Origin of the sequence: Nocardia sp. CA-151230, assembly GCF_050942175.1 — a bacterium.
Classification (GTDB): Bacteria; Actinomycetota; Actinomycetes; order Mycobacteriales; family Mycobacteriaceae; genus Nocardia.
Window position 1 is genome coordinate 4580088 of the sequence record NZ_CP192061.1, and the last position, 21087, is coordinate 4601174.

The window sequence follows — 21087 nt, forward strand, 5'->3', positions numbered from 1 at the left end:
TGTTCGTAAGCACAGAACTTAGTTCGTAAGAAGGTGCGTGATGCGAGTTTCCGTTATCGGAGCCGGTCTCGGTGGCCTCTGCCTGGCACAAGGCCTGCGCGGAGCCGGGATCGAAGCCCAGGTGTTCGAGCGGGATCCGGCGATCACCGCCCGGTTCCAGGGCTACCGGCTGGTGCTGAATCCGGTGGGCTTCGACGCGCTGCGCGGCTGCGTGCCGCGGCGCTGGTACCCGCTGCTGGATGCCGTCGTCGGCGACGCCTATGGCGAGCGCCTGATCCTGGACCCGCAGCTCAACCAGATCGGTGAGCTCGAACCGGGCCGCAACGCCATCGTGGTTGACCGCGACGTACTCCGCCACCTGCTGCTGACCGGCCTGACCGTGCACACCGGCGCCGCACTGACCGGCTATGACCTGCTGGCCGACGGCCGGGTCGAAGCCCGGTTCGCCGATCGCGACCCGGCCACCGCGGACCTGCTCGTCGGCGCCGACGGCGTCAACTCCGCCGTCCGATCGGTGCTGTCCCCGCAGATCACCCCAACCGACACCGGCGTCCGGTTCGTCATCGGCCGCACACCGCTGACCGAGCAGTTCACCAGCCTGTCCCGAGCCTTCGGCTCGAAGATCGCCGGAGACGGAGTGAATCTCCTGCTCGGCGCGATGCGTTTCCGCACCCCACCCAAGGAGGCCGCCGAAGCGCTGGCCCCCGAAGTGACCCTGCCCGACATCCACGACTACGTGCGCTGGGCCATGATCCTGCCCCCGAACGGCTCCCTCGGCACCGAAACCCCGCAGGAGGCCGTGCTGTCGAGAATGCCCGGCTGGCACCCCGACCTACGCGCACTGATCGAGCAGTCCGACCCCGACAACAGCACCCTGCTGTCCATCCGAGTAGTCGAACCCGCCCACCGCTGGACCCCCGGTCCGGTCACCCTGCTCGGCGACGCCATCCACGCCACCTCACCGACGGGCGGCAACGGCGCCAACACCGCCCTGCGCGACGCCGACCTGCTCCGCCGCACCCTCACCCAGGCCCCCACCCTCCTCGACGCGGTCGACAACTACGAACGCCACATGCTCGACTACGGCGCCGAAGCCGTCCGCTTCAGCCTCGCCGCCCTCCCCGCCTACACCACCCAGCGGAACCAGCCCTGACCCTCGGCTCGACCAAGATCACCAGACTCGCACGCACTCGGTCACCGCGGGCCTCCGGCGGGTTGACCGGTCAATGCATGACGGACCGCAGAATCGCAGCATGAAGCCTGACCTCGAACATGACTGATGGACCGCGACTGAACCCGAAAAGGGTTACATCCGTGCCCGACTGCGAATATCGACTGCCGAGCAAGGAGGCCGCCGCGCACCGCTCAATTCCGGCTACCGAGCGCACTGGGCCTTCCCGGCGGATCTACATCCGGAACACCACGACGCGCCTCTGACTGTGGAGGAGAGGAGGACACTCACTCCTGGCGATGAGGCGATTACGCGGCTCCACCCGCTGGTGCCTGAACTCTGGCCAACTATCGCACCGGGCTGCGGCGGTCGCCTTACTGTCGGTGCTGGTGCCGCCTCGAGTATCGGTGTGTGCGGTGGTTGCGCGATAGGCTTTGGAGGTGCCGGTGAGGGTGGATGGCGCCAAGGCTGTGTCGGATATTTCGGTGTGGTTGTCGAACCTCGTGTGGGGGCCACACCTGGGGGATGCGCGTTTCGGGGTATCGATGTGGCACATGAGTCGCTGCGGGATCTGATTATCGATCCGGCTGAACGGAGCCGTACGGCGCTTGCCGGGGCGGTGTCGCGGTTTTCGCAGGCGTGGACGGTGTCGGGGTGTCCTCCGGACCTGTCGGCGTACCTTCCCGAGGCCGATGCCGACCGGCGTGCGGTGTTGGTGGAGTTGATCAAGGTCGATCTCGAGAATCGTTGGGTTCGGCATCATTTTCCCAAGCGGCTCGCCGAGTATTGCGAGCAGTACGCCGAGTTGCGGAGTGGCCCGCCGCCGGCGGATCTGGTCTATGAGGAGTACCATGCCCTGCGTCGCGGCTCGCAGCCTGTTGCGGGGGAGGAGTCGACCGAATCCGGGGGTCCCGAGCCTGAGGCGACCGAGATCGGTCGTGGTCCGGTCCAGCTGGACACGACCGAGTATCGCAGCACGATGGTTGCTCGTCCGAGCGCGCAGGTTGCTCTCGGGGCGATCAATCCGGGGGATCGGGTCGGGGATTTCGATCTGTTGACGATGATCGGGGAGGGTGCGTTCGCGCGGGTGTATCTCGCGCGGCAGCGTTCGATGCAGCGGCTGGTCGCGGTGAAGATTTCGCACAATCACGGCACCGAGCCGGAGACCCTGGCCCAGTTGGACCACGAATACATCGTGCGGATCTTCGACCAGCGTCTGATCGCCGATGGCGAGCTGAAGTTGCTCTATATGCAGTATCTGCCGGGTGGCACGCTGCTCGATGTGCTGACTCGGCCATCAGCGAGTCGGCGACCCAGCCAGGCGACCGTCTCCGGCCACGTCATCGCCGCGATCCGCGCCCGCACCGCCGTCTCGGCAGGACGAACCTCGCCCTTGTCCTTGAGCACCCCATCGATCGCATCGAGCAACACCTGCCCACTACGGGCCTGCACCGGGGTCGACCGCATGCCCGACAGGTGAAGCTGGCGCGGCAGGGCGGCCCCGACATCACGGTGCCGGGACCCCGCGATCTGTCCTCGATCACACCCGACGACCTACGCGAGTCCCTCGCCGCCGCAGTCCGGGAAGCTGTCGACCTACCCGGATCGGAGTCGTCGTACTGGGCCGGGCGCATGCTGGTGTACCTCACCAGTTCCGAAGCCCGCCGGCTCGGGCAATGGGAGAAAATACCGTGGACGAGCTTCATCGGCGCGGACAGCCGATCGCCGGAATACCGGACGCTGCTGTCCAGGCTGCCCACCAGAAGTTTGGTTGCCGCCAAGGCGGACCTGGCCAGCACCCGGACGATCGGCGGCATCAGCGAGGCGTTCTTCAACCTGACGCTGGGCCGCGGCAAGGACGGTGAGGCAGACCGGGTGCTCAACGGCCCGACCAACGAGGCGTGGATCGACCCGTGGGTGCGCCAGCTCACCGATCTCGGCGTCCGATTCGCGGTGCCGGCGACGGTGACCGGGTTGGGTATGCGCGGTGGCCGGATCGCGACCGTCACTGTGGCCGATCAGACCGGTTACGAGACTCCGATGGAGGCGGACCATTTCATCTGCGCGCTGCCGGCCGAGAAAGCCCGCCGACTGTGGACGCCGGAGATTCTGACCATCGATCCCGGACTCGCCGCGATGGACAACCTGTTCGTCGATTGGATGAACGGGATCCAGTTCTACCTCCGGCGCCCGGCCACGCTGTGCGAGGGACACATCGCCTTCGTCGATTCACCGTGGGCACTGACCGCGCTGTCGCAGAACCAATTCTGGGCTCGCAGTCTCGGCGACCACTACGGCGATGGCGCAGTACAAGATTGCCTGTCGGTCGACATCTCGGACTGGGAAACCCCCGGGATGCTGTACGGCAAACCTGCCAAGCAATGCAACCCCGACGAGGTCGCCCGGGAGGTGTGGGCGCAGATCGGCGCGCACGTCAACGACACGCGGATGCTGCTGCCGGACGACGACCTGCATTCCTGGTTCATCGACCCGGCTATCGCCTGGCATCCCGACCCCGGACTCAACACCAACGATGATCCGCTGCTCATCAACACCGCAGGCTCCTGGCAGGACCGGCCGAACCCGCGGACCGCGATTGCGAACCTCTTCCTCGCCGGGGACTACGTGCGGACGAACGTTGATCTGGCCACCATGGAGGGCGCCAACGAATCCGCCCGGGCGGCAGTGAATTCCCTGCTGGACGCTACGGGATCAAATGCCGAGCGCTGTGACATCCACCCCCTCTATCAGGCCCCTGAGCTCGAGCAGCTGCGCGGGATCGACGAACAGCGCTACCGCGACGGGCTACCCAACGTGTTCGATATCGGGTAACCAGGTCGGCGGCATCGAGCGCGCACTCGAGTTCACTAGAGCCAGCCCGGCGAAGTGGGTGGGGAGGTGTTACCGGCCGTGGTTGGAACGGTGAGTCCTGTGCGGAGGTTATTCGGCTTCGGAAGGTGAGCTGGGCTCCGAACAGGGCGTTTGACGTGCGGCGAGGTGTTGCGACGACCTCCTGAACCCGCAGGCATGAGCGGATGCTCCGGTCCAGGGGGTCAAGTCTTCGTTGCGGCAGGGCAGTAGGGCAGGGCTGCGGCGATCAGTCAGCGTGCAGAACGAAGAACAGGAAGCACAGGAACCTATTGTCGGCGCTTTCGCCGAGAACCTCGGGGATCAGATCGCGGGCGGCGGGCAGGGCCGGTGGTTCGCTGATGATGCTGATACGGAAGCCTGCTGCGGTGAAAGCCTCGGTCATCGCATGCAATGGCCGGTCCCAGAAGCTCAGCTCGGCGGTCTGTCCGCCCATGGTCCATTCTTCGACCCGGTTCCGGGTCTGGAAGTAGTTGGTCTCGTCCCCGGCCAAGCGCTGCCCGAGGAAGTTGGCGAAAGGATGCTCGACCGAGACGACCAGCCGACCGCCGGGGACCAGCACACATCGCAGCTCGGCCAGTGCCGGCCCCCAGTCCTGCAGGTAATGCAGCACCAGGGACGCGACGACGTCGTCGAACGCGCGGTCGGGAAATGGTAGCGGGTCGGCCAGGTCAGCGAGCCGCAGGTCCGCGTCGGCGCCGAGGCGTTGGCGCGCCTGCTCCAGTATCCGCGCGCTCGCGTCGATTCCGGTCACGACGGCGCCGCGTTCGTGCAGTGCGGCGAACAGCGGACCCGGGCCGCAGCCGACGTCGAGGATCCGCCGACCGGTCACGTCCCCGGCGAGTTCCAGGATTGCGGGCCGGTTGTAGTACGCGTGCAGGAGGCCGGTCTCGTTCTCTGCCGTGTAGCCCTCGGCGATGCTGTCGTAGCCACCTACATGGGCCGGATCAGTGGGAAGTGCATGGCCTTCTGAAACCGGAGTCATACACCCAATCCTTTCACGCCAGCGCGGGGATGAGCTGTAAACCATTGCTACGCAACCATTCCGGATGGCCCAGCGTCGCGCGGCAGCGGCCATTCGAGGATGTGCTGCACAGAAGGCTAATCATGGTGTCTCACGACGTTAGTTCCTCTATGTCGATCTCGAAGGCGAGTCGTTCGGGTCCGCTTGGTGGCCAGGCGGCGGCGAGGGGTCCCGGCCTCGGCCACAACGTGCGCGATGGGGCTGGCCGTGTCGACGCCGTCGGGCACAGTGATCCGGTTCGTTCCGATGCCCGCCGATCTTGACATCCCAGCAAACTTTCCGCGTACGCTTTAAGTGCTCGATCGATGACGAACGAAAAGTATCGCTGTTCTGTGGTAACCAACCGGCAAAGGAGACGGTATGAACCAGCAGCAGATCGACGCCAGCCGGCGGGAGTTCGACAAGATCGATACAGACCACGACGGTTTCATCACCATGAAGGAAGCAGTCGAGTGGGGTAGGGCCCAGGGCCAGGAATTCGAGGAGATCTTCGAGCGTCATATGCGGCAAGACCAACGCCGCCCGGACATGCGCGTCGACTTCGAGGAGTTCCTGCGCTACAAGGTGCTCACATCCAGCATGTGAAGCGTCGGCAGCAGTAGCTGCCGTGACGGTCCGATTGCTTCTCAGGCCGGGTGGATCGAAAGAGTCTGCGGGCCGATCCGCCCGGCCGCCGAGCACGATGCACCGCTCGAATTGGCGAAGCGGGGCACCGGTTCCGGAGTCGTCCACTGATGAGCTGCTCGCGAACGAGCTTGGCCGCGGAGCGAAAGGTCATGGTGCACAAAACATCGGCATGAGCGCACACTGACGACATTCGGTCGGCGGGCTCAGATGGCCCCTGCCCGTTGATCTTCCACGTACCCGCGCTGTCCGGATCGGTCAGCGCGGTATGCGGCGGATGAGGACATTGGTCAATCAGCTTGCGGCCGACGCGTGGCGTGCGGCCGATACTGGCCGGCGGGCATCAGCGACGGCGGTCACAACGCAGGTACCCAACCGGCCGACGCGGTCGTAGAGCGTTGCGGTTCCCACCGCGATACCTTCGCCGGTGACCTGGTCCTGCGCCTGAAGTCCCAGCTCCGGACCTTGGGGCAACCGCGACAGCGTCAAGGTCATGTCGGTGTTGATGTACCCGATCCCCGCAGATCCCCAGTGACAGACGAAGTTCGTGGCGTCCCCCATGGCAGCTGCTCGTTGAAACGGGGAGATCGGTTCACCCTCGATCAAGGGAATGAGATTCTGCCACAGCACTTTACGATCGGCATTCTGGCCTGCCGCCAAGTCGCCGGTCCACTCCGAATCGCCGCACTTGAGCAACGGCGGCTCGCCATCCGGTGATGTCAGCCGAGCCTGCGGTGCGGGCAACGACGCTTGCGGCTGCCACATCTCACCCGGCGGCGCGGAAGCGGAAGCGAGGAAGACCGCGCTCGCCCGCGCACGGAGCTCACCCTGTTGCACGATCGACGCATCGGCGACGAGGACTCGCGCGCCTTCGCGGATGACGATGCTGTGCAACGCGATCGGTTCGTTCAGTACCGGACGGAGCATATCGACCGTCAGGCGTGCGGGAATGAAGCCGCCTGCGGGGCAATGTGTTTCAAGCTGACGCGCCAACAATCCGCACACCGCCGGCCCATTCACCTGCTTCGACGACCACTGACTGACGCCGTAGCCCTGCGCTTGATACTGCCCGTCTTGCGCCACGAAAAATGAAACCACCGAGATCGCCCCCCTCTGCTTCAGGCTCGCCAAAACCCATCGATTAGAACACGTTTCATTCCCTCTCGGGACATCATCCGGATCCGGTCCCTGTGCGCACCATTCGACATTGCCGTGCGCTGACGACGATCGGCAGGCTCAGATGGCCCCTGCTCGTTGATCTTCCACGCATCCGCGCTGGCCGGTTCGCTCAGCGCGCCATGCGGCAGGAGCGGATGTTGCCGGACGCAGAATCTCCACACGACGACCGGCGGGCCACCACAGTCGATGGCTACTGTCTGACACTATGACCAAGAACTGGCCATTACCGGGAAGGTCGCACTGATCAGCGGGAGGGCAACGAAATCCTGTTTGTCCCTTACTGATTACACATGCTGGTCTTAGGAACACGTTCTAGTTTCGAGGTCATGGACACAGTCTTTGAAACCACGAAACGCGAATTGGGCACAGACACGGGCGTTCTGCGCTACCACGAGGCCGGCGACGGGCCGCCGCTGTTGATGCTGCACGGTTCCGGGATCGGGGTGAGCGGTTGGCGGAACTTCCGCAGCAGCCTGGCAGTGTTCGCGAAGCAGTACCACTGCTACGTTCTGGAGTTCCCCGGATTCGGGGTCAGTGACCCGGTTCCAGGCAATCCGGTGTTGACCGCGCTGGATTCGGTGCTCCGCTTCATGGACGCGCTGGGCATCGAATCCGCCGCCGTCATCGGGAATTCGCTGGGCGGGGTGGTTGGGCTGAACCTGGCGATCCGCCACCCGGGCCGCGTCGACAAGCTCGTCTGTATCGGTGGGGTGGGACCGAACCTGTTCACCCAGCCCCTCAGCGAAGGGTCGCAGATCCTGCAGGATTTCACCGAGCAACCGACGCGGGAGAACCTGATCCGCTGGATTCGGTGCATGTCCTACAGTCCGGAGCTCGTCACCGAGGAGTTGATCGAGGAGCGCTGGCAGACCGCGCTGGATCCGGATGCGCTGGCATCGATCAAATCCATGTACGGCAAAGAGGCTTTCGCGGCCCGCGTGCGCATGCTGACCGATACCGACACGCCACCGTACTGGGCGATGATGCACAAGGTCGTGTGCCCGACGCTGCTGGCCTGGGGACGCGATGATCGCCAGACTCCGCTCGATATGGCCTTGCTGCCCCTGCGCAGCATCCCGAACGCCGAGCTGCACGTGTTCCCGAACTGCGGGCACTGGATCATGCTCGAGGCCAAGGACGCGTTCGAACGCACAACCCTGGAGTTCCTGCAACGCTAGATGATCTCCTCCACGGTTCGGTGTTCGCGCGACTGCGCTGCGCAACACCGAACCGCGGCATTCATACGCACCAACACCTGCCCACCGCAACTATGCGCACCGAATCAACCACACATCAGATAATCGGCATGAGCGCGCACTGCCGGCGGTCGTACGGCGCTCTGCCCGTTGATCTTCCGATGGCCCGCGCCGGCCGGTTCGGTCAGCGCGCCACGCGGCAAAATGGTGCGTTGGTGCGGCAAAATGGTGCGTTGGTACTGCCGGATTGTGGAGGCCGACGTGGTGCTTATGCTCGCAGGATGTCCGTGACTGCTGCTGCTCAGGTGATCCACGGTCTTACCGGACCAGCGGTAGAGGGCGTACTTTTCGAACGCTATTGGCCGTCGATCGCGCAAGTTCTACTGCGTCAGGGCTTCTCGTGGTCTGCCCTGACCGAGCTCGCGGCGATGGAAACCCGCGACGACAGCGTGATCGAGACCAAGCTGGGGGAGCTACACGGCCAGATCGACCGCTATCTCCGCGGTGCGCCGCGCCTCGATTCCTGGGATGTTGTCGCCGGGACCTACGGTCGTGCCTGGCGGATGGACCTGATCGACCCGATCTCCGCCATGTGGAGGATGGATAACCTTTGGTGGCGGATCCGCAAGCTGGACAGGAAGGACCGCGGCGGACTTCTTGTCATTTGGGCAGGAATCGGAGTCAAGGAGCAAGACGACGGAACTCTCCCGTCGCAAGCTGTCGACATGCTCGGAGTTGACGTGCTCAGCGAGGCGGACTTGCTGATCCCGCCCGGCGCAGTGGACTACGAGCTCTGCAAAGCCGTGCGGGAAGCTCTGGACGCCAACGGATACTGACCGCTGAGGCACACTCTCGACGGCACGGTCATCGGCATGTGGTGTGTTCTGCTGAGTTCGGACTGAGCGTGCGGGCTGGTCCGGATAAGGTCCCAGCGTTGCGCTTTCACCGATTCGCGCAGGGGTTCGGACACGTCGTCGTGCCGCTCATCGGGAATCGCCGACCGCGCGCTTTCCGGGGTGTGCAAATATTTCGCAATGGCTGGTGGAACGCATATGTGGCCGGTGGTCGACCTGGCTGATCTGCTCGATGTCCTCGATCTCACCGAGGTCGGGGCGGGTCGGTTCCGTGCTCGCAATGTCACCTCGACGCTGCCGACGACGCTCGGGAGTCAGACGCTCGCGCAGGCCGTGGTTGCCGCGGAGCGGACGGTGCCGCACATGGCCGTGCAGTCGCTGCACGGTGTCTTTCCGCGCGGTGGGTATGCCGACCGGGACGTCGATGTGGCGGTCGAGGTGGTGCAGTCGGGGCGGGCGCTGGCGACGGTCCAGGTTTCGTTCTCCCAGGAGGGGCGCGAGCACGCGCGGGTGCTGACGATGCTCAGCGCGGAGGAGCCGGACTTCCTCAGCCACGGTGCGCACCTGCCCGAGGGGGTGCCGGGGCCGGAGGAGTGCGAGGAGCTGCCGTGTGCGCTGTTGCCCTGGGAGGTACGGACACTCGGCGGTGCGGACGCGCTCGCGGCGGAACTGTCGGGACCGCCTGCACTGGATGTGTGGATGCGCTGTGACAAGGCGCCCGACCTGCCGGGCCTCGGTCGCGCGTTGCTGGCGCACGGCAGCGAGGGCTTCCTGGGCCCGGTCGCGATGCGCCCGTACCCGCAGACCGAGATCGCGCGCCGCGGCGGCCGCGGCGCGGCCGCCATGCTCAGCCAGACTGTCACCTTCCATCGGCCGTTCGCGATGCACGACTGGCTGCTGCTGCACTGCGAGAGCCCGTTCGCCGGTGGCAGCCGGATGTACGGCCGCATCCAGATCTTCACCCGGGCCGGTGATCTGGTGGCGTCCGTCTCCGCCCAGGGCCTGATGCGCCGGGGCGGCTGACCGGCCGCGTCGAGCCTGCGGCCACGACCCGGGCCCACCCTGGGCGACCGAGGTGAGGCCGCCGGGTTTGTAGCCTGGATGGGGTGGATGCTGTGGACTTCGGTGACGAGCCCGGTGTGGGGTGGGATTTCGCGGGTCCGAACGATGCCGGATGGCCGGACGGCGCGATGATCGGTTATCGCGACATGGGCAGGGCCGGACTGGACCTCCGGGTAGCGGGGACGACGGCAGTCACGGTGGTGATCGGTTTCGGTGCCGACGCCGTGCTGGTCGACGATGTCGTCGGGCGGCGAACTCTCGACGGGTTCGCCGCAGGGCTTGCCCTCTCGCCCATGCGCGTACGCAGCGAACAAGCCGCGTGCATCGAGATTCGCCTGTCGCCGATACAGGCCTACTCCCTGTTGGGAGTTCCCCCAATCGATTTGGGCTGCGGCGTCGTCGCCCTGGAGGATCTCTGGGGACCGCGGGTTCGGGTACTACGCGAGCAACTCGCCTCCGCCCCGGCTTGGGGCGAGCGTTTCGCGCTGACGAAATCGTTTCTGGCACAGCGCGACACCCCGAACCGGTCGCCGGATCCGGAGGTGTTGGAGGCCTGGTTTCGAATCGAGTCCGCGCACGGCCGGTTGCGGATCGGTGAACTCGCCGATTCGCTCGGCTGGAGCTACAAGCGGCTGGGGTCGCGGTTCGAGTCCCAGATCGGACTCCCTCCCAAGCGGGCGGCGATGCTGGCCCGATTCCGGTATGCCGTCGACAAACTGGTGGCGGGCCGGTCCGCCACCGATGTCGCGGCGGAGTGCGGGTACACCGATCAGGCTCACCTGTGCCGGGATGTCTCGATCTTCGCGAATGGCACTCCGAAGGCGCTCGCCGGACACTATCTGCCCGCCATCGCCCGGCACCGGTACCGGGCCTGGGGAGAATTTTTCCAATACCGGGCCGGGTAGCCCGGTCGATCCTGGTGGCCACCAACATCGACAACGAGAGGACACGTGTCGTGACCACCACCCTCGATTCCACCCAGCTGCAAGCCGGCCTGGATGCCGTTCACCGTGCCGGGATGCCGGGAATCTTCGCGGAAGTCCGCGCCGGTGACCAGATCTGGCGTGGCGCAGCCGGAGTCGCCGACGTCGCAACCGGCCGACCCGTCACCAGCGATATGCGCCACCGCGTCGGCAGCATCACCAAGACGTTCACCGCCGCCGCCGTACTGCGGCAGGTCGACGACGGTGCGATCGAGCTCGACGCACCGATCGGCCGCTACCTGCCCCGCCTGGTTCCCGGAGATCGGGGTGCGGCGATCACGGTACGGATGTTGCTCAACCACACCAGCGGCCTCGCCGAATACCTGCCCTGTGCCTACCCGTCGCTCGCGTCCTTCCCGGACCTGGCGAAGACGACGCCCGACAGCCTGGACGACAACCGATTCACCCGCTTCCACCCGACCGAGCTGATCGGCATGGGTGTCTCGGCGCCCGCCACCGGGGCCCCGGGCGGCACCCCCGGGATCTACTCGAACACCAATTACCTTCTGCTGTGCGAACTTCTGGAGTCGGTGACCGGCACCTCGGCCGAGAAGTACATCACCGGCGAGATCATCGAGCGCGCCGGGCTGCGGGACACCGAACTCCCGGCCGGACCGCACATCGACGGGCCCCACTCCCGGCACTACGAGTCGTGGTTCGGCATGATCGAACCGCCGCGCGACTACAGCGTTTTCGACATGTCGTGGGTCGGACCGGCGGCGTCGCTGATTTCCACCGTCTCGGACCTGAACCGCTTCTTCGGTCTACTGCTGGCCGGCGAAATCCTCAGCCGCCCAGCCCTGGCGGAGATGCAGCGCACCGTTCCGGTCATCTCGTTCGAGGGAAAGACCCTCGACTACGGTCTCGGCCTCCAGACGCTGCCGGCCCCCGGCCCCGCGACCTTCTGGGGTCACGACGGCTCCGTCTGGGGCGGCGGCGCAATCTCGATGACCAGCGTCGACGGCACGCGCCAACTCTCCGCCGCCGTGAACCTCCAACGCTGGAACCGTCCTGCCGTCGCGCCGCGGCCTCATCCCATCGACGCTGCCCTGCAAGCGTTTATCCATCAGGCGCTCGCGTAGCAGCGTGTCCCGCAGAGACGGAATCCGCCTGACTTGGTGAGCGAGCACATTTCTAGACCAGTGTCTGGAATGTGGTCCATTTCATATGGTAGCGTCACCCGCGCACAGATCGAGGTTGATCACACGGCCGTGGGAAGGGGGGTCGGCGCGCGGCGTCCGACCTGCCCTCGAGGGTTGAAAGACCGGTCGTACGAGGAGGTTCGATGTCGACGGCTGAGGTGCCGGTTCGGCCGGATGCCGAGGGAATGACCGCGGCGCGGGTATTGCGCCGGAACTTCGCCGAGACCGTGCTGTCGAGCCTGGCCACACTGGGGCGTGCGTTGCGGATCGGCGCCGGCGCGATCCGCGTCGGTGTCGTCGATGTCGTGCGGCTGCGCTTCCAGCTGCACGAAACGCTCACGCAGGCTTGGTTTTTGATCCGGGTGACCGCCATTCCGAGCGTGCTGATGGCGATTCCGTTCGGGGTCATCGTCTCCGCGCAGGTCGGCAATATCGTCTCGCAGCTGGGCGCCGACTCGATGATCGGCGCGGCCGGTGGGCTCGGGGTGATCAAGCAGGGTGCGCCGATGGCCACCGCGATGCTGCTCGGCGGTGCGGGTGCGGCCGCGATCGCGGCCGATCTCGGGGCGCGGACCATTCGCGAGGAGGTCGATGCCATGCGCGTCATGGGTGTGGATCCCATTCAGCGCCTGGTCGTTCCGCGTATCGCCGCGATGATGCTGGTCGCCCCGCTGCTCAATGTGCTGATCGTGTGCATCGGCATCGCCTCGGGATTCGCGGTGGCGGTGGCCGCGCTCGATGTCAGTCCGGGTAGCTACTGGCAGTCGTTCGGCGCCTTCACCACGCCCATCGACATCTGGGTGTCGCTGGCCAAGGCCCTGATCTTCGGGCTGCTGGTGGTGGTGATCGCCTGTCAGCGCGGGCTCGAGGCCAAGGGCGGCCCGCGCGGTGTCGCCGACGGGGTGAATGCCGCGGTGGTGATGTCGGTGGCGGCGGTCGCGGTGCTGAACACCGCGATCACACAGGTGGTCACCATGTTCTTCCCGGTGAGGATGGCGTGATGGCGGCGTCCTACCTGCCGGCCGGATTGCGGTGGGCCCGGCGCGGTCTCGCGCATCCGCTGCGCCCGATCGAATCCATCGGTTTCGCACTGGGTTTCGGCTGGCAGGTGCTCGCGTCGCTGCCGTACACGCTGGTCCACTACCGGCGCGAGACGATCGCGGTGATCACCGACATGACCTGGGGACGTGGCTCGGTGATCATCGGCGGCGGTGTGGTGCCGCTGATGCTGCTGCTGGGTGCGGCGATGGGCGCGTCCATCGGCATCGAGGCCTTCAGTGCCCTGAATCTGCTGTCCCTCGGCCAGCTCAGCGGTCTCATCTCGGCGTTCGGGGTGACGCGCGAGCTCGCGCCGATCGCCGCGGGCGTCGGCTTCGCGGCGCAGGCCGGCTGCCGGATGACCGCGGAGATCGGCTCGATGCGCATCTCCGAGGAGATCGATGCCCTCGAATCGCTGGGCATCCGGTCGGTGCCGTTCGTGGTGACCACCCGGGTCGTCGCCGGAATCGTCGCCGTCGCACCGGCATTCGTCGTCGCCCTGATACTCAGCTACTTCTCGTGCGAGGTGATCGTGACCACCGTCCACAGCACGCCCTCGGGCACCTTCAACCATTACTTCGATCAGTTCGTGTCCGGCTGGGACGTGACCGCCGCGACCATCAAGGTGATGCTGTTCGCGGTGGCGGTCGTGCTGATCCATTGCTACCAAGGGTTTTTCGCCACCGGCGGGCCCGAGGGCGTCGGGATCGGCTCGGGGCGCGCGATCCGGGCGAGTCTGGTGTCGATCATCGCGCTGGACATGGTCGCCACCATCGTGCTGTGGGGATTCCGCTCGCCCATCTCCTTCACCGGGTGACGCCATGCCACCTTATGCACTGCCCGGAACCGAAGTCGGTCCATGCCGGGCGCGGATATTCGGCGTGTGCGCGCTCGTGCTGGCCGTGTGCACCGGCGTCGGCTGGCGAGCGTGGCCGGCATCAGCACCGGCCGACGAGATCCATGTGGCGTTGGTGGTGAGCCAGGTCGGTGCGGGGGTCGGGCCCGGGACCGATGTCCGGCTCGACGGCGTGCGCGTCGGATCGGTCGGGGCCATCGACGTCGCCGGGCGTGGTCGGCAGCGAATCATGCTGAGCCTGACCGGTTCCCAGCTGTTCGGTCTCACGGACGCGGTGAGCGTCGACTACGCGCCGGGCAACCTGTTCGGCATCAGCGCCCTGGAGCTGCACTCGGCAGCGGGCGGCACGGTGCTCAGCGACGGGATGACCGTCGATCTGACCGGGGCGGCCGATCGGGTCCGGGACGCGACGCTGGCGACCCTGCTCGAGTCCACCGGCAAGCTCACCGGCGCGGTGCTCACACCGCAACTGACCGAGCTGCTGCGCACCGTCGCACACGACCTCGGCGCGTTCACCCCACTGTTGCAGGCCATCGGCGCCACCGCGCGGGCGTTCGCCGAAACCCAGCAGCTGCCGCCGTCGCTGCTGTTGGACCGATTCGGCTCGGCACTGGCGGGACTGCCGCCCATGCTGACCGGCGGTCTGGCGGTCCTGGAGGCGAGCTACGTGAACAAACAGCTCGCCTCCCCGGAACAGCTGGCCCGATTCGGCGCCATGTTCTCCGGCATCCGCACCGATCTGCTGCCCACGGCCACGACCCTGCTCGGCACCTCGCAGCGCTACTTCTCCAGTCTGTCGCCCATCGGCACAACGATTCTCGAGCAGGTGTCCGCGTCGATCAGCACGCCGGACCACACCGCGAGCGATCTCACCGAACTGCTCACCCGGCTCGGCGCGGCGTTCCACGACACACCGGATGGACCGGTGCTGAACGCATCCGTGGAACTGACGGGCGTGCCCGGCCTGGCGACGCCGCTCGCCGCGGTCCTCGGCTCGCACCCGGTGACGGGAGGCCGCTGATGTCCACCCGTGCCCTGCTGCTGCGCGTCGCCCTCGCAACGGCGTTGATGGGTGTGGTGCTGGCGGGCGTGTTCCGGGTCGTCGAACACCCGGTCAGCGGCGAAACCGACTCCTACACAGCGCTGTTCACCGACGCGAACGGTCTGCGCCCCGGTGACGACGTGCGCCTCTACGGCGTTCAGGTCGGCAAGGTGGGCGACGTCGGCCTGGACGGCACGCTGGCGCGGGTGCGGTTCACCGTCACCCGCGCTCACCCGCTGTTCGCCAACACCACGATCGCCATCCGGTACCAGAACCTCACCGGATTCCGCTATCTCGACATCGAACAGCCGGATCAGCCCGGTGCACACCGGAATCCGGCAATGGTCTTCGGCACCGCGGAGACCGTCCCCGCGTTCGACATCACGACCCTGTTCAAGGGCCTGCAACCAGTGCTGGCACAGCTTTCACCGGAGGACCTGAACCAGTTCGGCGCCGGCATGCTCGCCGTCATCCAGGGTGACGGGACCGGGCTCGGACCGGCGCTGGGAGCCATCGAGAAGCTCAGCCACTACGCCTCCGACCGGCAGGCGGTGCTCTCGACCCTGGTGGCCAACCTGTCCCAGATCGCCGATCACCTCGGCGGCAGATCGGGCAATGCGATGAAACTGCTGACGAACCTCACCGACCTGTTCGTCACCATCAGCGACAAGCTGCCCGGTCTGGTCAGCTTCTCCGACCAGATTCCCCCGGTGCTGCAACCACTTCGGAGCATGCTGACCGTGCTGGGCGTCACCGGAGCCCCCGACCGCGACCTGGACGCCGTGCTGAAACAGGCCTTCCCGGATCCTCGGCAGGCGGTAGCGGTCTTCGACCGCCTGCCCGGCCTGATCCAGGCGATGACGGCGGCCGTCCCGGCAACCGGCCCGGACGCCGGCATGACCTGCTCCCACGGCGCTGCCATCGCGCCCGAACCCCTGCGCATGCTGATCGCCGGACAAAGGATCGTCCTATGCCACAGGTGATTCCGTCGCGGCGCCGCACCCGGCGCGACCCGGACCGCACGGCGGCGGGAGAGTCCGCCCGCGACCTCCGATGGGGGATTGCCGGCCTCTGCGCCGCCATCGTGCTGGTGATCGCGATCAGCGCCGTCTACATCTGCGGGACCTCGCCGGAACGAACCTGTACGGCGGAGATGACCCAGGCCGGCGCCGTCCGGCCCGGCGACGACGTCCGCATCGCGGGCATTCCGGTCGGCAAGGTGAAATCGCTGACCCTGCTGGCGGATCGGGTCCGCATGGAGTTCACCGTCTCGGAGCGGGCGTTCCTCGGCGATCGGACCACCCTCGATATCCGCATGCTGACGGTCGTCGGCGGCTACTACGTCGCGGTCGAACCTGCCGGAGACAAGCCACTCGGGTCCGCAGTGATACCGCCCGAACGCGTCATCGTGCCCTACAACCTCACTCAGGCCTTCCAGGACGCGATTCAACCGGTCCAGCGGATCGACGGCGACGTCCTGCGGCAGGATCTCGCCGCCGTGGGACAGTCGATCGGCGCGAACCCGGACTCGGTCCGCGCCGCCGTCGGTGCGGCCGGGGATCTGGTGGGAGTCCTGGACAAGCAGAACGCCGCCATCTCCCGCACCCTGTCCCTCGCCGACGAGTATCTGAACGCGCTGAACCAGAATGCGGATGTCCTGGCGCGACTGCTGACCACGCTGGGCACCCTCGAGACGATCGTCCAGAACAACAAGGTGCAGGTGGCTCAGGCGCTGCGGGATCTGGCGGCGGTGCTCCGTGATCTGACACCGCTGGGCCGGGCCTGGGACGAGTCGCTGAAACAGCGCGCACAGCCACTCGCCGACGCGATCCCGAAGCTGTCCGAACTCGGCGGCCGGCTGGGCGCACTGGTGGATTCCTTGCGCGGCTTCGAACAACGTCTGCTTCCGCTGCTGCCCGCCGGCGGCGGCGTGAGCATCGACCAGTCCGCCGCCACGCTCGCGGCGGTGTGCGTACCCGTTCCGGGAGGGGGATGTTGACGGTGAAGAGAATCCTGGCCTCGCGCGGGCTGATGTCGGCCACGGTGGTCGTCACCCTCGTGCTGGCCGCCGCCATCGGCCTGAAGCTGAGCCGACCGCATCCGCAGCTGCGCGGCTACTGCGCCGACATGCCCGACAGCATCGGCCTCTACCAGGGCAGCGCGGTCACCATCATGGGTGTGCCGGTCGGCCGGGTCACCGACATCGAACCCGACGGCACCTCGGCGCGGGTGCGCTTCGAGATACGGGCGGATCGCACGCTGCCGCCGGACGTCGGCGCGGTCACGGTCAGCGACACCCTGGTCGCCGATCGGAAGCTGGCCCTGATCGGCGCCGAACCCGCGGGGCCCGGCTGGGACCCAGCGCACTGCATCACCAAAACGCTGACACCCAAGAGCCTTTCGGAGACCTTCACGGCCCTCGCCGGCCTGGTCGACAAGCTCGACGGCACCCGGGACCCGAGTCAGCGCACCGCCCTGGCCGACGGACTGGACGCGCTGGACAACGCCACCGCCGGCACCGGCGAACGGATCAACGCCATCCTGCACGCACTGTCCCGGGCGCTGCGGTCGCCCGACGCGGCGATCGGCCATCTCGGCAAGCTGCTGGACGCGCTCACCGAGCTCGCGCATCGCGCCCGCGGCGGATGGGATCGGGTGCAGGACACTGTGACCGGATTGCCGCAGACCTTCGGTGATATCGACACGATCGCGTTCCCGCCCATCATCGATCTCGTCGCCGCGCTGGCGGAGGTCCTGCCACAGGCCAACGACGCGCTCATGATGCTGGGCTCGCCCGCACTGCGCGCACTGGACTCGATTCCGAACCTGCCGAACCTGATCGCGTCGGGGGTCGGTTCGCTGGCGGAGGTGATCCGGATGACGCCCGCGGTCGCGACCGGGTTCGCGAGCGCCGTCGATCCGGTCTCGGGCAAACCGAGCATCGGTTACGCACCGCCGAAACTCGCGCTCGCGCAACAGGACACGGATCAGATCTGCACCGCCGTGCGGGCACTCACCGGGCAGGGGTGCCAGAACTCCGGCGGCGTGGTGACGGTGCCCGCCCTGCCCGCGCTGCTGGCCGCGGCGGGTGCGCGATGACGGCCGTGCGCGCAGGCAAGGCGTCGGGCCGCGTGGCGCGGTCGATGGTCGCGGCTCTCACCGTGGCTTCCGCCGCGGGGTGCGGCTTCCAGCCCGCGGACCTGCCCGTCCCCGGCGCCGGAGTGGGCGGACCGACCTACACGCTGCGCATCGAATTCGCCAATGTGCTCAATCTTCCCCAGGGCGCCAAGGTGATCGCCGACGGCGTCCGGGTGGGACAGCTGACCCGGGTGACTCTCGTCGATCCGGTGGCCGCCGCCGGGGACCGGCCCGCCCGCCGGGGATACGCCATCGCCGACATCGCGATCCGGACCTCGGTGCGAATGCCGGTGGGCACCACCGCGGAACTGCGGCAGGACACTCCGCTCGGCGATGTGCACATCGCGCTCACCGAACCGTCCACGCCGGCCGGTGGCGAGTTGGCGGCGGGTGCGACGATCCCGCTCGCGGACACCACCCAATCGGCGTCCATCGAGGACATTCTCGCGGGCCTGTCCACCTTCGTCGGCAGCGGCGCGGTGTCGGATCTGCAGAGCATCGTCCGCCAGGCGAACGCGATTCTCCCCCGGGACCCGGCGGATACGGCGCGCATCGCCGGAATCCTGGGCTCGGATCTGTCGGATCTGGGCGATCACCTGGGTTCGATCGACGCGGTGCTCGACGGCCTGCAGGCGACGGTGGACGACGGATTGCAGAAGAACGCACCCGTGTTCGACGATCTGCTCACCCCGTACGGCGTGCAGCACACCACCGACGCGGTGAACGCGGAGATCGGCGTGATCTTCGTGCTGACCTCGCTGGACCCGCTCGCGCCCGCGGCGAAATGGCTTGCGCCGCTGCTGCAGTCACTCGACGGCAGTGTGCGGGCGGTGGTGCCCGTGCTCTTCGGTGCGCATCCGCTCGACACCGATTCGCCGTCCAATCTGAAGCGGCTGGTGGATCTCATCCAGAACCGGATCATCCCCTTCGTCGATCGGGGCCCGAAGGTCGATCTGGTCCAGGTCGGCGTCGATCCCGGCGCCGGTGCCGCGATGTCACCCGACGAGCAGACCAGCCGGATTCTCGATACCCTGCGGATGATCGGTGTGGTCCGATGAATCTGCGTGCGACGGTGTCGCTCTCGGCGATCGCCGCGGTGCTGGTCCTCGGTGTCGGCTACATGTCGGTGGGCGTCCTCCGGCTGGATCCGCGGCGGTCGTTCCTCGTCGCCGAGATGCACCTGGCCGATTCGGGTGGCGTGGGGCCGAATACGCCGGTGCTGTTGTCGGGCATCCAGGTCGGGCGTGCCGAGTCGGTCCGTAAGCAGTCCGCCGGTGTGCTGGTGCGGCTGCGCATCGACGACCGGTATCGGATCCCGGTGGCCAGCGATGTGCGTATCGAACAGCTGTCGGCGCTGGGCGAGCCCTACATCGAATTCGCGCCCGGCACCGCCGCGGGGCCGTATCTCGAGAACGGCCAGACCATCGCGGCCGACCGGATCAGGACGCCGATGACGATCACGGCCCTGTCGACCCGCGTGGTGGAACTGCTGAACCAGGTTCATCCCGAGTCGATTTCGCGCCTGGTCGGCACCTTCGACACCGCGCTGGCCGGAACCGACGCGGCCGTGCAGACCCTGCAGCGATCGACGACCCTGCTCGCCGCCGCGCTGCTCGGCCGCACCGCCGCCCTGCGGCAGCTGTTCGCCGACCTGCAGGCGATCGGCGGCGACATGGAGTGGCTCGGCCCCTCGCTCGCCGATGCCGGGCCCAAGTTCGGCGAGTTCGGCATCACCCTCAATCAGATCGTCGCCTCGGGCTCCCTGCTGGCCGAAAGCCGGCCGGTTCCCGACTACTTCACCGGCGACGGGCTCGTCCCGTTCCTGACCGATCTGAACGCGCTGCTGGACAAGATCGGTCCCGGCATCGCGCCGCTGGCGCCGGTGCTCGAACCGGTGCGTGACGCGGTCGGCCGGGTACCCGCCGTCGATATCAGCGCGCTGATCGACCAGGCCCTGCGGGGCGTCGGCGAGGACGGCGCAGTGCATCTCCGGATCGCCATCAAATGAACGCAGAGACCGTCGGGCATCGCCGCGCGGGCGGAAGGACACAACCATGAGCGCAAGCACCGATGAAGCACCCGCCTCGGCCGAAACGGAAAGCAGTTCTCCAGCTTCCGGCGATCGCACCGCTGCGCCGCGCACGGTGTCGATACGATTGTCGACCGTGCTGATCAGCGCCGGGATCGCGCTGCTCACCGCAGTGGCGGTGAGCTTCGCATCGCTGTACTGGGCGGCCAGATCGACGCTCGCCGACCGTGACGCAAAGGCGGCGGACGACCGGCATGCCGAACAGATCGCGACGGACTACTCGCTGGGCGCGTCCACGATCGACTATCACGACGTGAAGGGTTGGATCGGCCGCCTGCAATCCGGTACGACACCGCAGCTCTCGGCCAAATTCGACGCCACCGCACCGCAACTCGAACAGATTCTGCTGCCGCTGCAGTGGACCTCCAAGGCCGCGCCCCTGTCCGCCGGCGTGATCTCCGAATCCGGCGGAATCTACAAGGTCAACGCCTACCTCACGGTGACTTCCACGAGTGCGCAGACCCCCGACGGCGCCCAGACCACGGTCACGTATTCACTGACCGTCGACCGCAATTCGGGGTGGAAGATCACCGACGTGGGCGGCCTGCAGAACGCCTTGCCGTCGAAGTAGCGGGGGAGCCCGGCTCATTCGGAGCCGGGCCCACCTCCGGCGGGGATATCGGCGACGGCGCCGCCCGCACGAACCGGATCAGTACGCGAGGAAGAGGATCTCGTCGCGGGAATAGTCGTGATCGGGGTGCCGCTCGGCGAGGTGGGCCCGGGTCTTCTCGACCAGGTCGTCCTCGTTCTCGCCGCGAATGTACTCACCGCACGGGCAGCTCAGGCGGGTCTTCATCATCTACTCCCAATGTGATTGCGGG

At 67.1% G+C, this 21087-nt stretch carries 20 protein-coding genes and 1 pseudogene; 18 read left to right on the forward strand and 3 right to left on the reverse strand.

Annotated elements, in window-relative coordinates:
* Positions 1 to 40 precede the first annotated feature (40 nt).
* From ACQP1O_RS21505 to ACQP1O_RS21515, 3 genes and pseudogenes are all read left to right on the forward strand, one after another.
* Positions 41 to 1153, forward strand: coding sequence for an FAD-dependent oxidoreductase (locus tag ACQP1O_RS21505; protein ID WP_433560298.1), 1113 nt, complete (start codon positions 41 to 43; stop codon positions 1151 to 1153).
* 565 nt (positions 1154 to 1718) lie between these two features.
* Positions 1719 to 2466 (forward strand): annotated as a pseudogene (locus tag ACQP1O_RS21510) (serine/threonine protein kinase); the annotation flags it as partial.
* A 181-nt stretch (positions 2467 to 2647) separates the two neighbouring features.
* Positions 2648 to 4003, forward strand: a complete 1356-nt coding sequence (locus ACQP1O_RS21515; protein WP_433560299.1) for a hydroxysqualene dehydroxylase — start codon at positions 2648 to 2650, stop codon at positions 4001 to 4003.
* A gap of 265 nt (positions 4004 to 4268) precedes the next feature.
* Here ACQP1O_RS21515 and ACQP1O_RS21520 read toward each other — a convergent pair whose 3' ends face one another.
* Entirely contained in the window at positions 4269 to 5024 is a 756-nt protein-coding gene (locus ACQP1O_RS21520; RefSeq protein ID WP_433560300.1) for a class I SAM-dependent methyltransferase, read from the reverse strand.
* A 399-nt stretch (positions 5025 to 5423) separates the two neighbouring features.
* Here ACQP1O_RS21520 and ACQP1O_RS21525 point away from each other — a divergent pair, with 399 nt between their 5' ends.
* Entirely contained in the window at positions 5424 to 5648 is a 225-nt protein-coding gene (locus tag ACQP1O_RS21525) for a hypothetical protein (protein WP_433560301.1), read from the forward strand.
* Positions 5649 to 5981: 333 nt separating this feature from the next.
* On the opposite strand, the gene ACQP1O_RS21530 is transcribed toward ACQP1O_RS21525, so the two are convergent.
* Positions 5982 to 6818, reverse strand: coding sequence for an acyl-CoA thioesterase domain-containing protein (locus ACQP1O_RS21530; RefSeq protein WP_433560302.1), 837 nt, complete (start codon positions 6816 to 6818; stop codon positions 5982 to 5984).
* A 374-nt stretch (positions 6819 to 7192) separates the two neighbouring features.
* Here ACQP1O_RS21530 and ACQP1O_RS21535 point away from each other — a divergent pair, with 374 nt between their 5' ends.
* From ACQP1O_RS21535 to ACQP1O_RS21600, 14 genes are all read left to right on the forward strand, one after another.
* Positions 7193 to 8044, forward strand: a complete 852-nt coding sequence (locus tag ACQP1O_RS21535) for an alpha/beta fold hydrolase (protein ID WP_433567745.1) — start codon at positions 7193 to 7195, stop codon at positions 8042 to 8044.
* Between the two features lie 299 nt (positions 8045 to 8343).
* On the forward strand, positions 8344 to 8898 hold the full coding sequence (locus ACQP1O_RS21540) for a hypothetical protein (RefSeq protein WP_433560303.1): 555 nt from the start codon (positions 8344 to 8346) through the stop codon (positions 8896 to 8898).
* 198 nt (positions 8899 to 9096) lie between these two features.
* Positions 9097 to 9939, forward strand: a complete 843-nt coding sequence (locus ACQP1O_RS21545; protein WP_433560304.1) for an acyl-CoA thioesterase — start codon at positions 9097 to 9099, stop codon at positions 9937 to 9939.
* A gap of 83 nt (positions 9940 to 10022) precedes the next feature.
* The gene (locus tag ACQP1O_RS21550; RefSeq protein ID WP_433560305.1) at positions 10023 to 10883 is read left to right on the forward strand and encodes a helix-turn-helix domain-containing protein; all 861 of its coding nucleotides are present in this window, start codon (positions 10023 to 10025) and stop codon (positions 10881 to 10883) included.
* 50 nt (positions 10884 to 10933) lie between these two features.
* On the forward strand, positions 10934 to 12043 hold the full coding sequence (locus ACQP1O_RS21555) for a serine hydrolase domain-containing protein (protein ID WP_433560306.1): 1110 nt from the start codon (positions 10934 to 10936) through the stop codon (positions 12041 to 12043).
* Positions 12044 to 12246: 203 nt separating this feature from the next.
* Positions 12247 to 13104 (forward strand): MlaE family ABC transporter permease, encoded by an 858-nt coding sequence (locus ACQP1O_RS21560; protein ID WP_433560307.1) that lies wholly within the window; start codon positions 12247 to 12249, stop codon positions 13102 to 13104.
* Positions 13101 to 13958, forward strand: a complete 858-nt coding sequence (locus ACQP1O_RS21565; protein ID WP_433560308.1) for an ABC transporter permease — start codon at positions 13101 to 13103, stop codon at positions 13956 to 13958. Before ACQP1O_RS21560 ends, ACQP1O_RS21565 begins: the two co-directional genes overlap by 4 nt.
* Positions 13959 to 14022: 64 nt before the next feature.
* Positions 14023 to 15018, forward strand: a complete 996-nt coding sequence (locus ACQP1O_RS21570; RefSeq protein WP_433560309.1) for an MlaD family protein — start codon at positions 14023 to 14025, stop codon at positions 15016 to 15018.
* Complete coding sequence (locus tag ACQP1O_RS21575; RefSeq protein ID WP_433560310.1) at positions 15018 to 16022, forward strand: MlaD family protein; 1005 nt, start codon at positions 15018 to 15020, stop codon at positions 16020 to 16022. The genes ACQP1O_RS21570 and ACQP1O_RS21575 overlap by 1 nt, the downstream gene beginning before the upstream one ends.
* A complete protein-coding gene (locus ACQP1O_RS21580; RefSeq protein WP_433560311.1) occupies positions 16010 to 17038 on the forward strand; it encodes an MlaD family protein in 1029 nt (342 codons plus the stop codon). The genes ACQP1O_RS21575 and ACQP1O_RS21580 overlap by 13 nt, the downstream gene beginning before the upstream one ends.
* Entirely contained in the window at positions 17032 to 18138 is a 1107-nt protein-coding gene (locus ACQP1O_RS21585) for an MlaD family protein (RefSeq protein WP_433560312.1), read from the forward strand. Before ACQP1O_RS21580 ends, ACQP1O_RS21585 begins: the two co-directional genes overlap by 7 nt.
* The gene (locus ACQP1O_RS21590) at positions 18135 to 19235 is read left to right on the forward strand and encodes an MlaD family protein (protein WP_433560313.1); all 1101 of its coding nucleotides are present in this window, start codon (positions 18135 to 18137) and stop codon (positions 19233 to 19235) included. Before ACQP1O_RS21585 ends, ACQP1O_RS21590 begins: the two co-directional genes overlap by 4 nt.
* Positions 19232 to 20185, forward strand: a complete 954-nt coding sequence (locus tag ACQP1O_RS21595; protein ID WP_433560314.1) for an MlaD family protein — start codon at positions 19232 to 19234, stop codon at positions 20183 to 20185. Before ACQP1O_RS21590 ends, ACQP1O_RS21595 begins: the two co-directional genes overlap by 4 nt.
* A gap of 46 nt (positions 20186 to 20231) precedes the next feature.
* Entirely contained in the window at positions 20232 to 20837 is a 606-nt protein-coding gene (locus ACQP1O_RS21600; RefSeq protein WP_433560315.1) for a hypothetical protein, read from the forward strand.
* A 78-nt stretch (positions 20838 to 20915) separates the two neighbouring features.
* Here the strand turns inward: ACQP1O_RS21600 and ACQP1O_RS21605 are convergent, their stop codons facing one another.
* Positions 20916 to 21062, reverse strand: a complete 147-nt coding sequence (locus ACQP1O_RS21605) for a DUF1059 domain-containing protein (RefSeq protein ID WP_433567746.1) — start codon at positions 21060 to 21062, stop codon at positions 20916 to 20918.
* Positions 21063 to 21087: the final 25 nt, after the last annotated feature.

Excerpts from the sequence above, each read along its gene's own strand:
- ACQP1O_RS21505 (WP_433560298.1), top strand. The coding sequence starts at position 41 with ATGCGAGTTTCCGTTATCGGAGCCGGTCTCGGTGGCCTCTGCCTGGCA.
- ACQP1O_RS21520 (WP_433560300.1), bottom strand. The coding sequence starts at position 5,024 with ATGACTCCGGTTTCAGAAGGCCATGCACTTCCCACTGATCCGGCCCAT.
- ACQP1O_RS21525 (WP_433560301.1), top strand. The coding sequence starts at position 5,424 with ATGAACCAGCAGCAGATCGACGCCAGCCGGCGGGAGTTCGACAAGATC.
- ACQP1O_RS21535 (WP_433567745.1), top strand. The coding sequence starts at position 7,193 with ATGGACACAGTCTTTGAAACCACGAAACGCGAATTGGGCACAGACACG.
- ACQP1O_RS21540 (WP_433560303.1), top strand. The coding sequence starts at position 8,344 with ATGTCCGTGACTGCTGCTGCTCAGGTGATCCACGGTCTTACCGGACCA.
- ACQP1O_RS21545 (WP_433560304.1), top strand. The coding sequence starts at position 9,097 with ATGGCTGGTGGAACGCATATGTGGCCGGTGGTCGACCTGGCTGATCTG.
- ACQP1O_RS21560 (WP_433560307.1), top strand. The coding sequence starts at position 12,247 with ATGTCGACGGCTGAGGTGCCGGTTCGGCCGGATGCCGAGGGAATGACC.
- ACQP1O_RS21575 (WP_433560310.1), top strand. The coding sequence starts at position 15,018 with ATGTCCACCCGTGCCCTGCTGCTGCGCGTCGCCCTCGCAACGGCGTTG.
- ACQP1O_RS21580 (WP_433560311.1), top strand. The coding sequence starts at position 16,010 with ATGCCACAGGTGATTCCGTCGCGGCGCCGCACCCGGCGCGACCCGGAC.
- ACQP1O_RS21585 (WP_433560312.1), top strand. The coding sequence starts at position 17,032 with ATGTTGACGGTGAAGAGAATCCTGGCCTCGCGCGGGCTGATGTCGGCC.
- ACQP1O_RS21590 (WP_433560313.1), top strand. The coding sequence starts at position 18,135 with ATGACGGCCGTGCGCGCAGGCAAGGCGTCGGGCCGCGTGGCGCGGTCG.
- ACQP1O_RS21595 (WP_433560314.1), top strand. The coding sequence starts at position 19,232 with ATGAATCTGCGTGCGACGGTGTCGCTCTCGGCGATCGCCGCGGTGCTG.
- ACQP1O_RS21600 (WP_433560315.1), top strand. The coding sequence starts at position 20,232 with ATGAGCGCAAGCACCGATGAAGCACCCGCCTCGGCCGAAACGGAAAGC.
- ACQP1O_RS21605 (WP_433567746.1), bottom strand. The coding sequence starts at position 21,062 with ATGAAGACCCGCCTGAGCTGCCCGTGCGGTGAGTACATTCGCGGCGAG.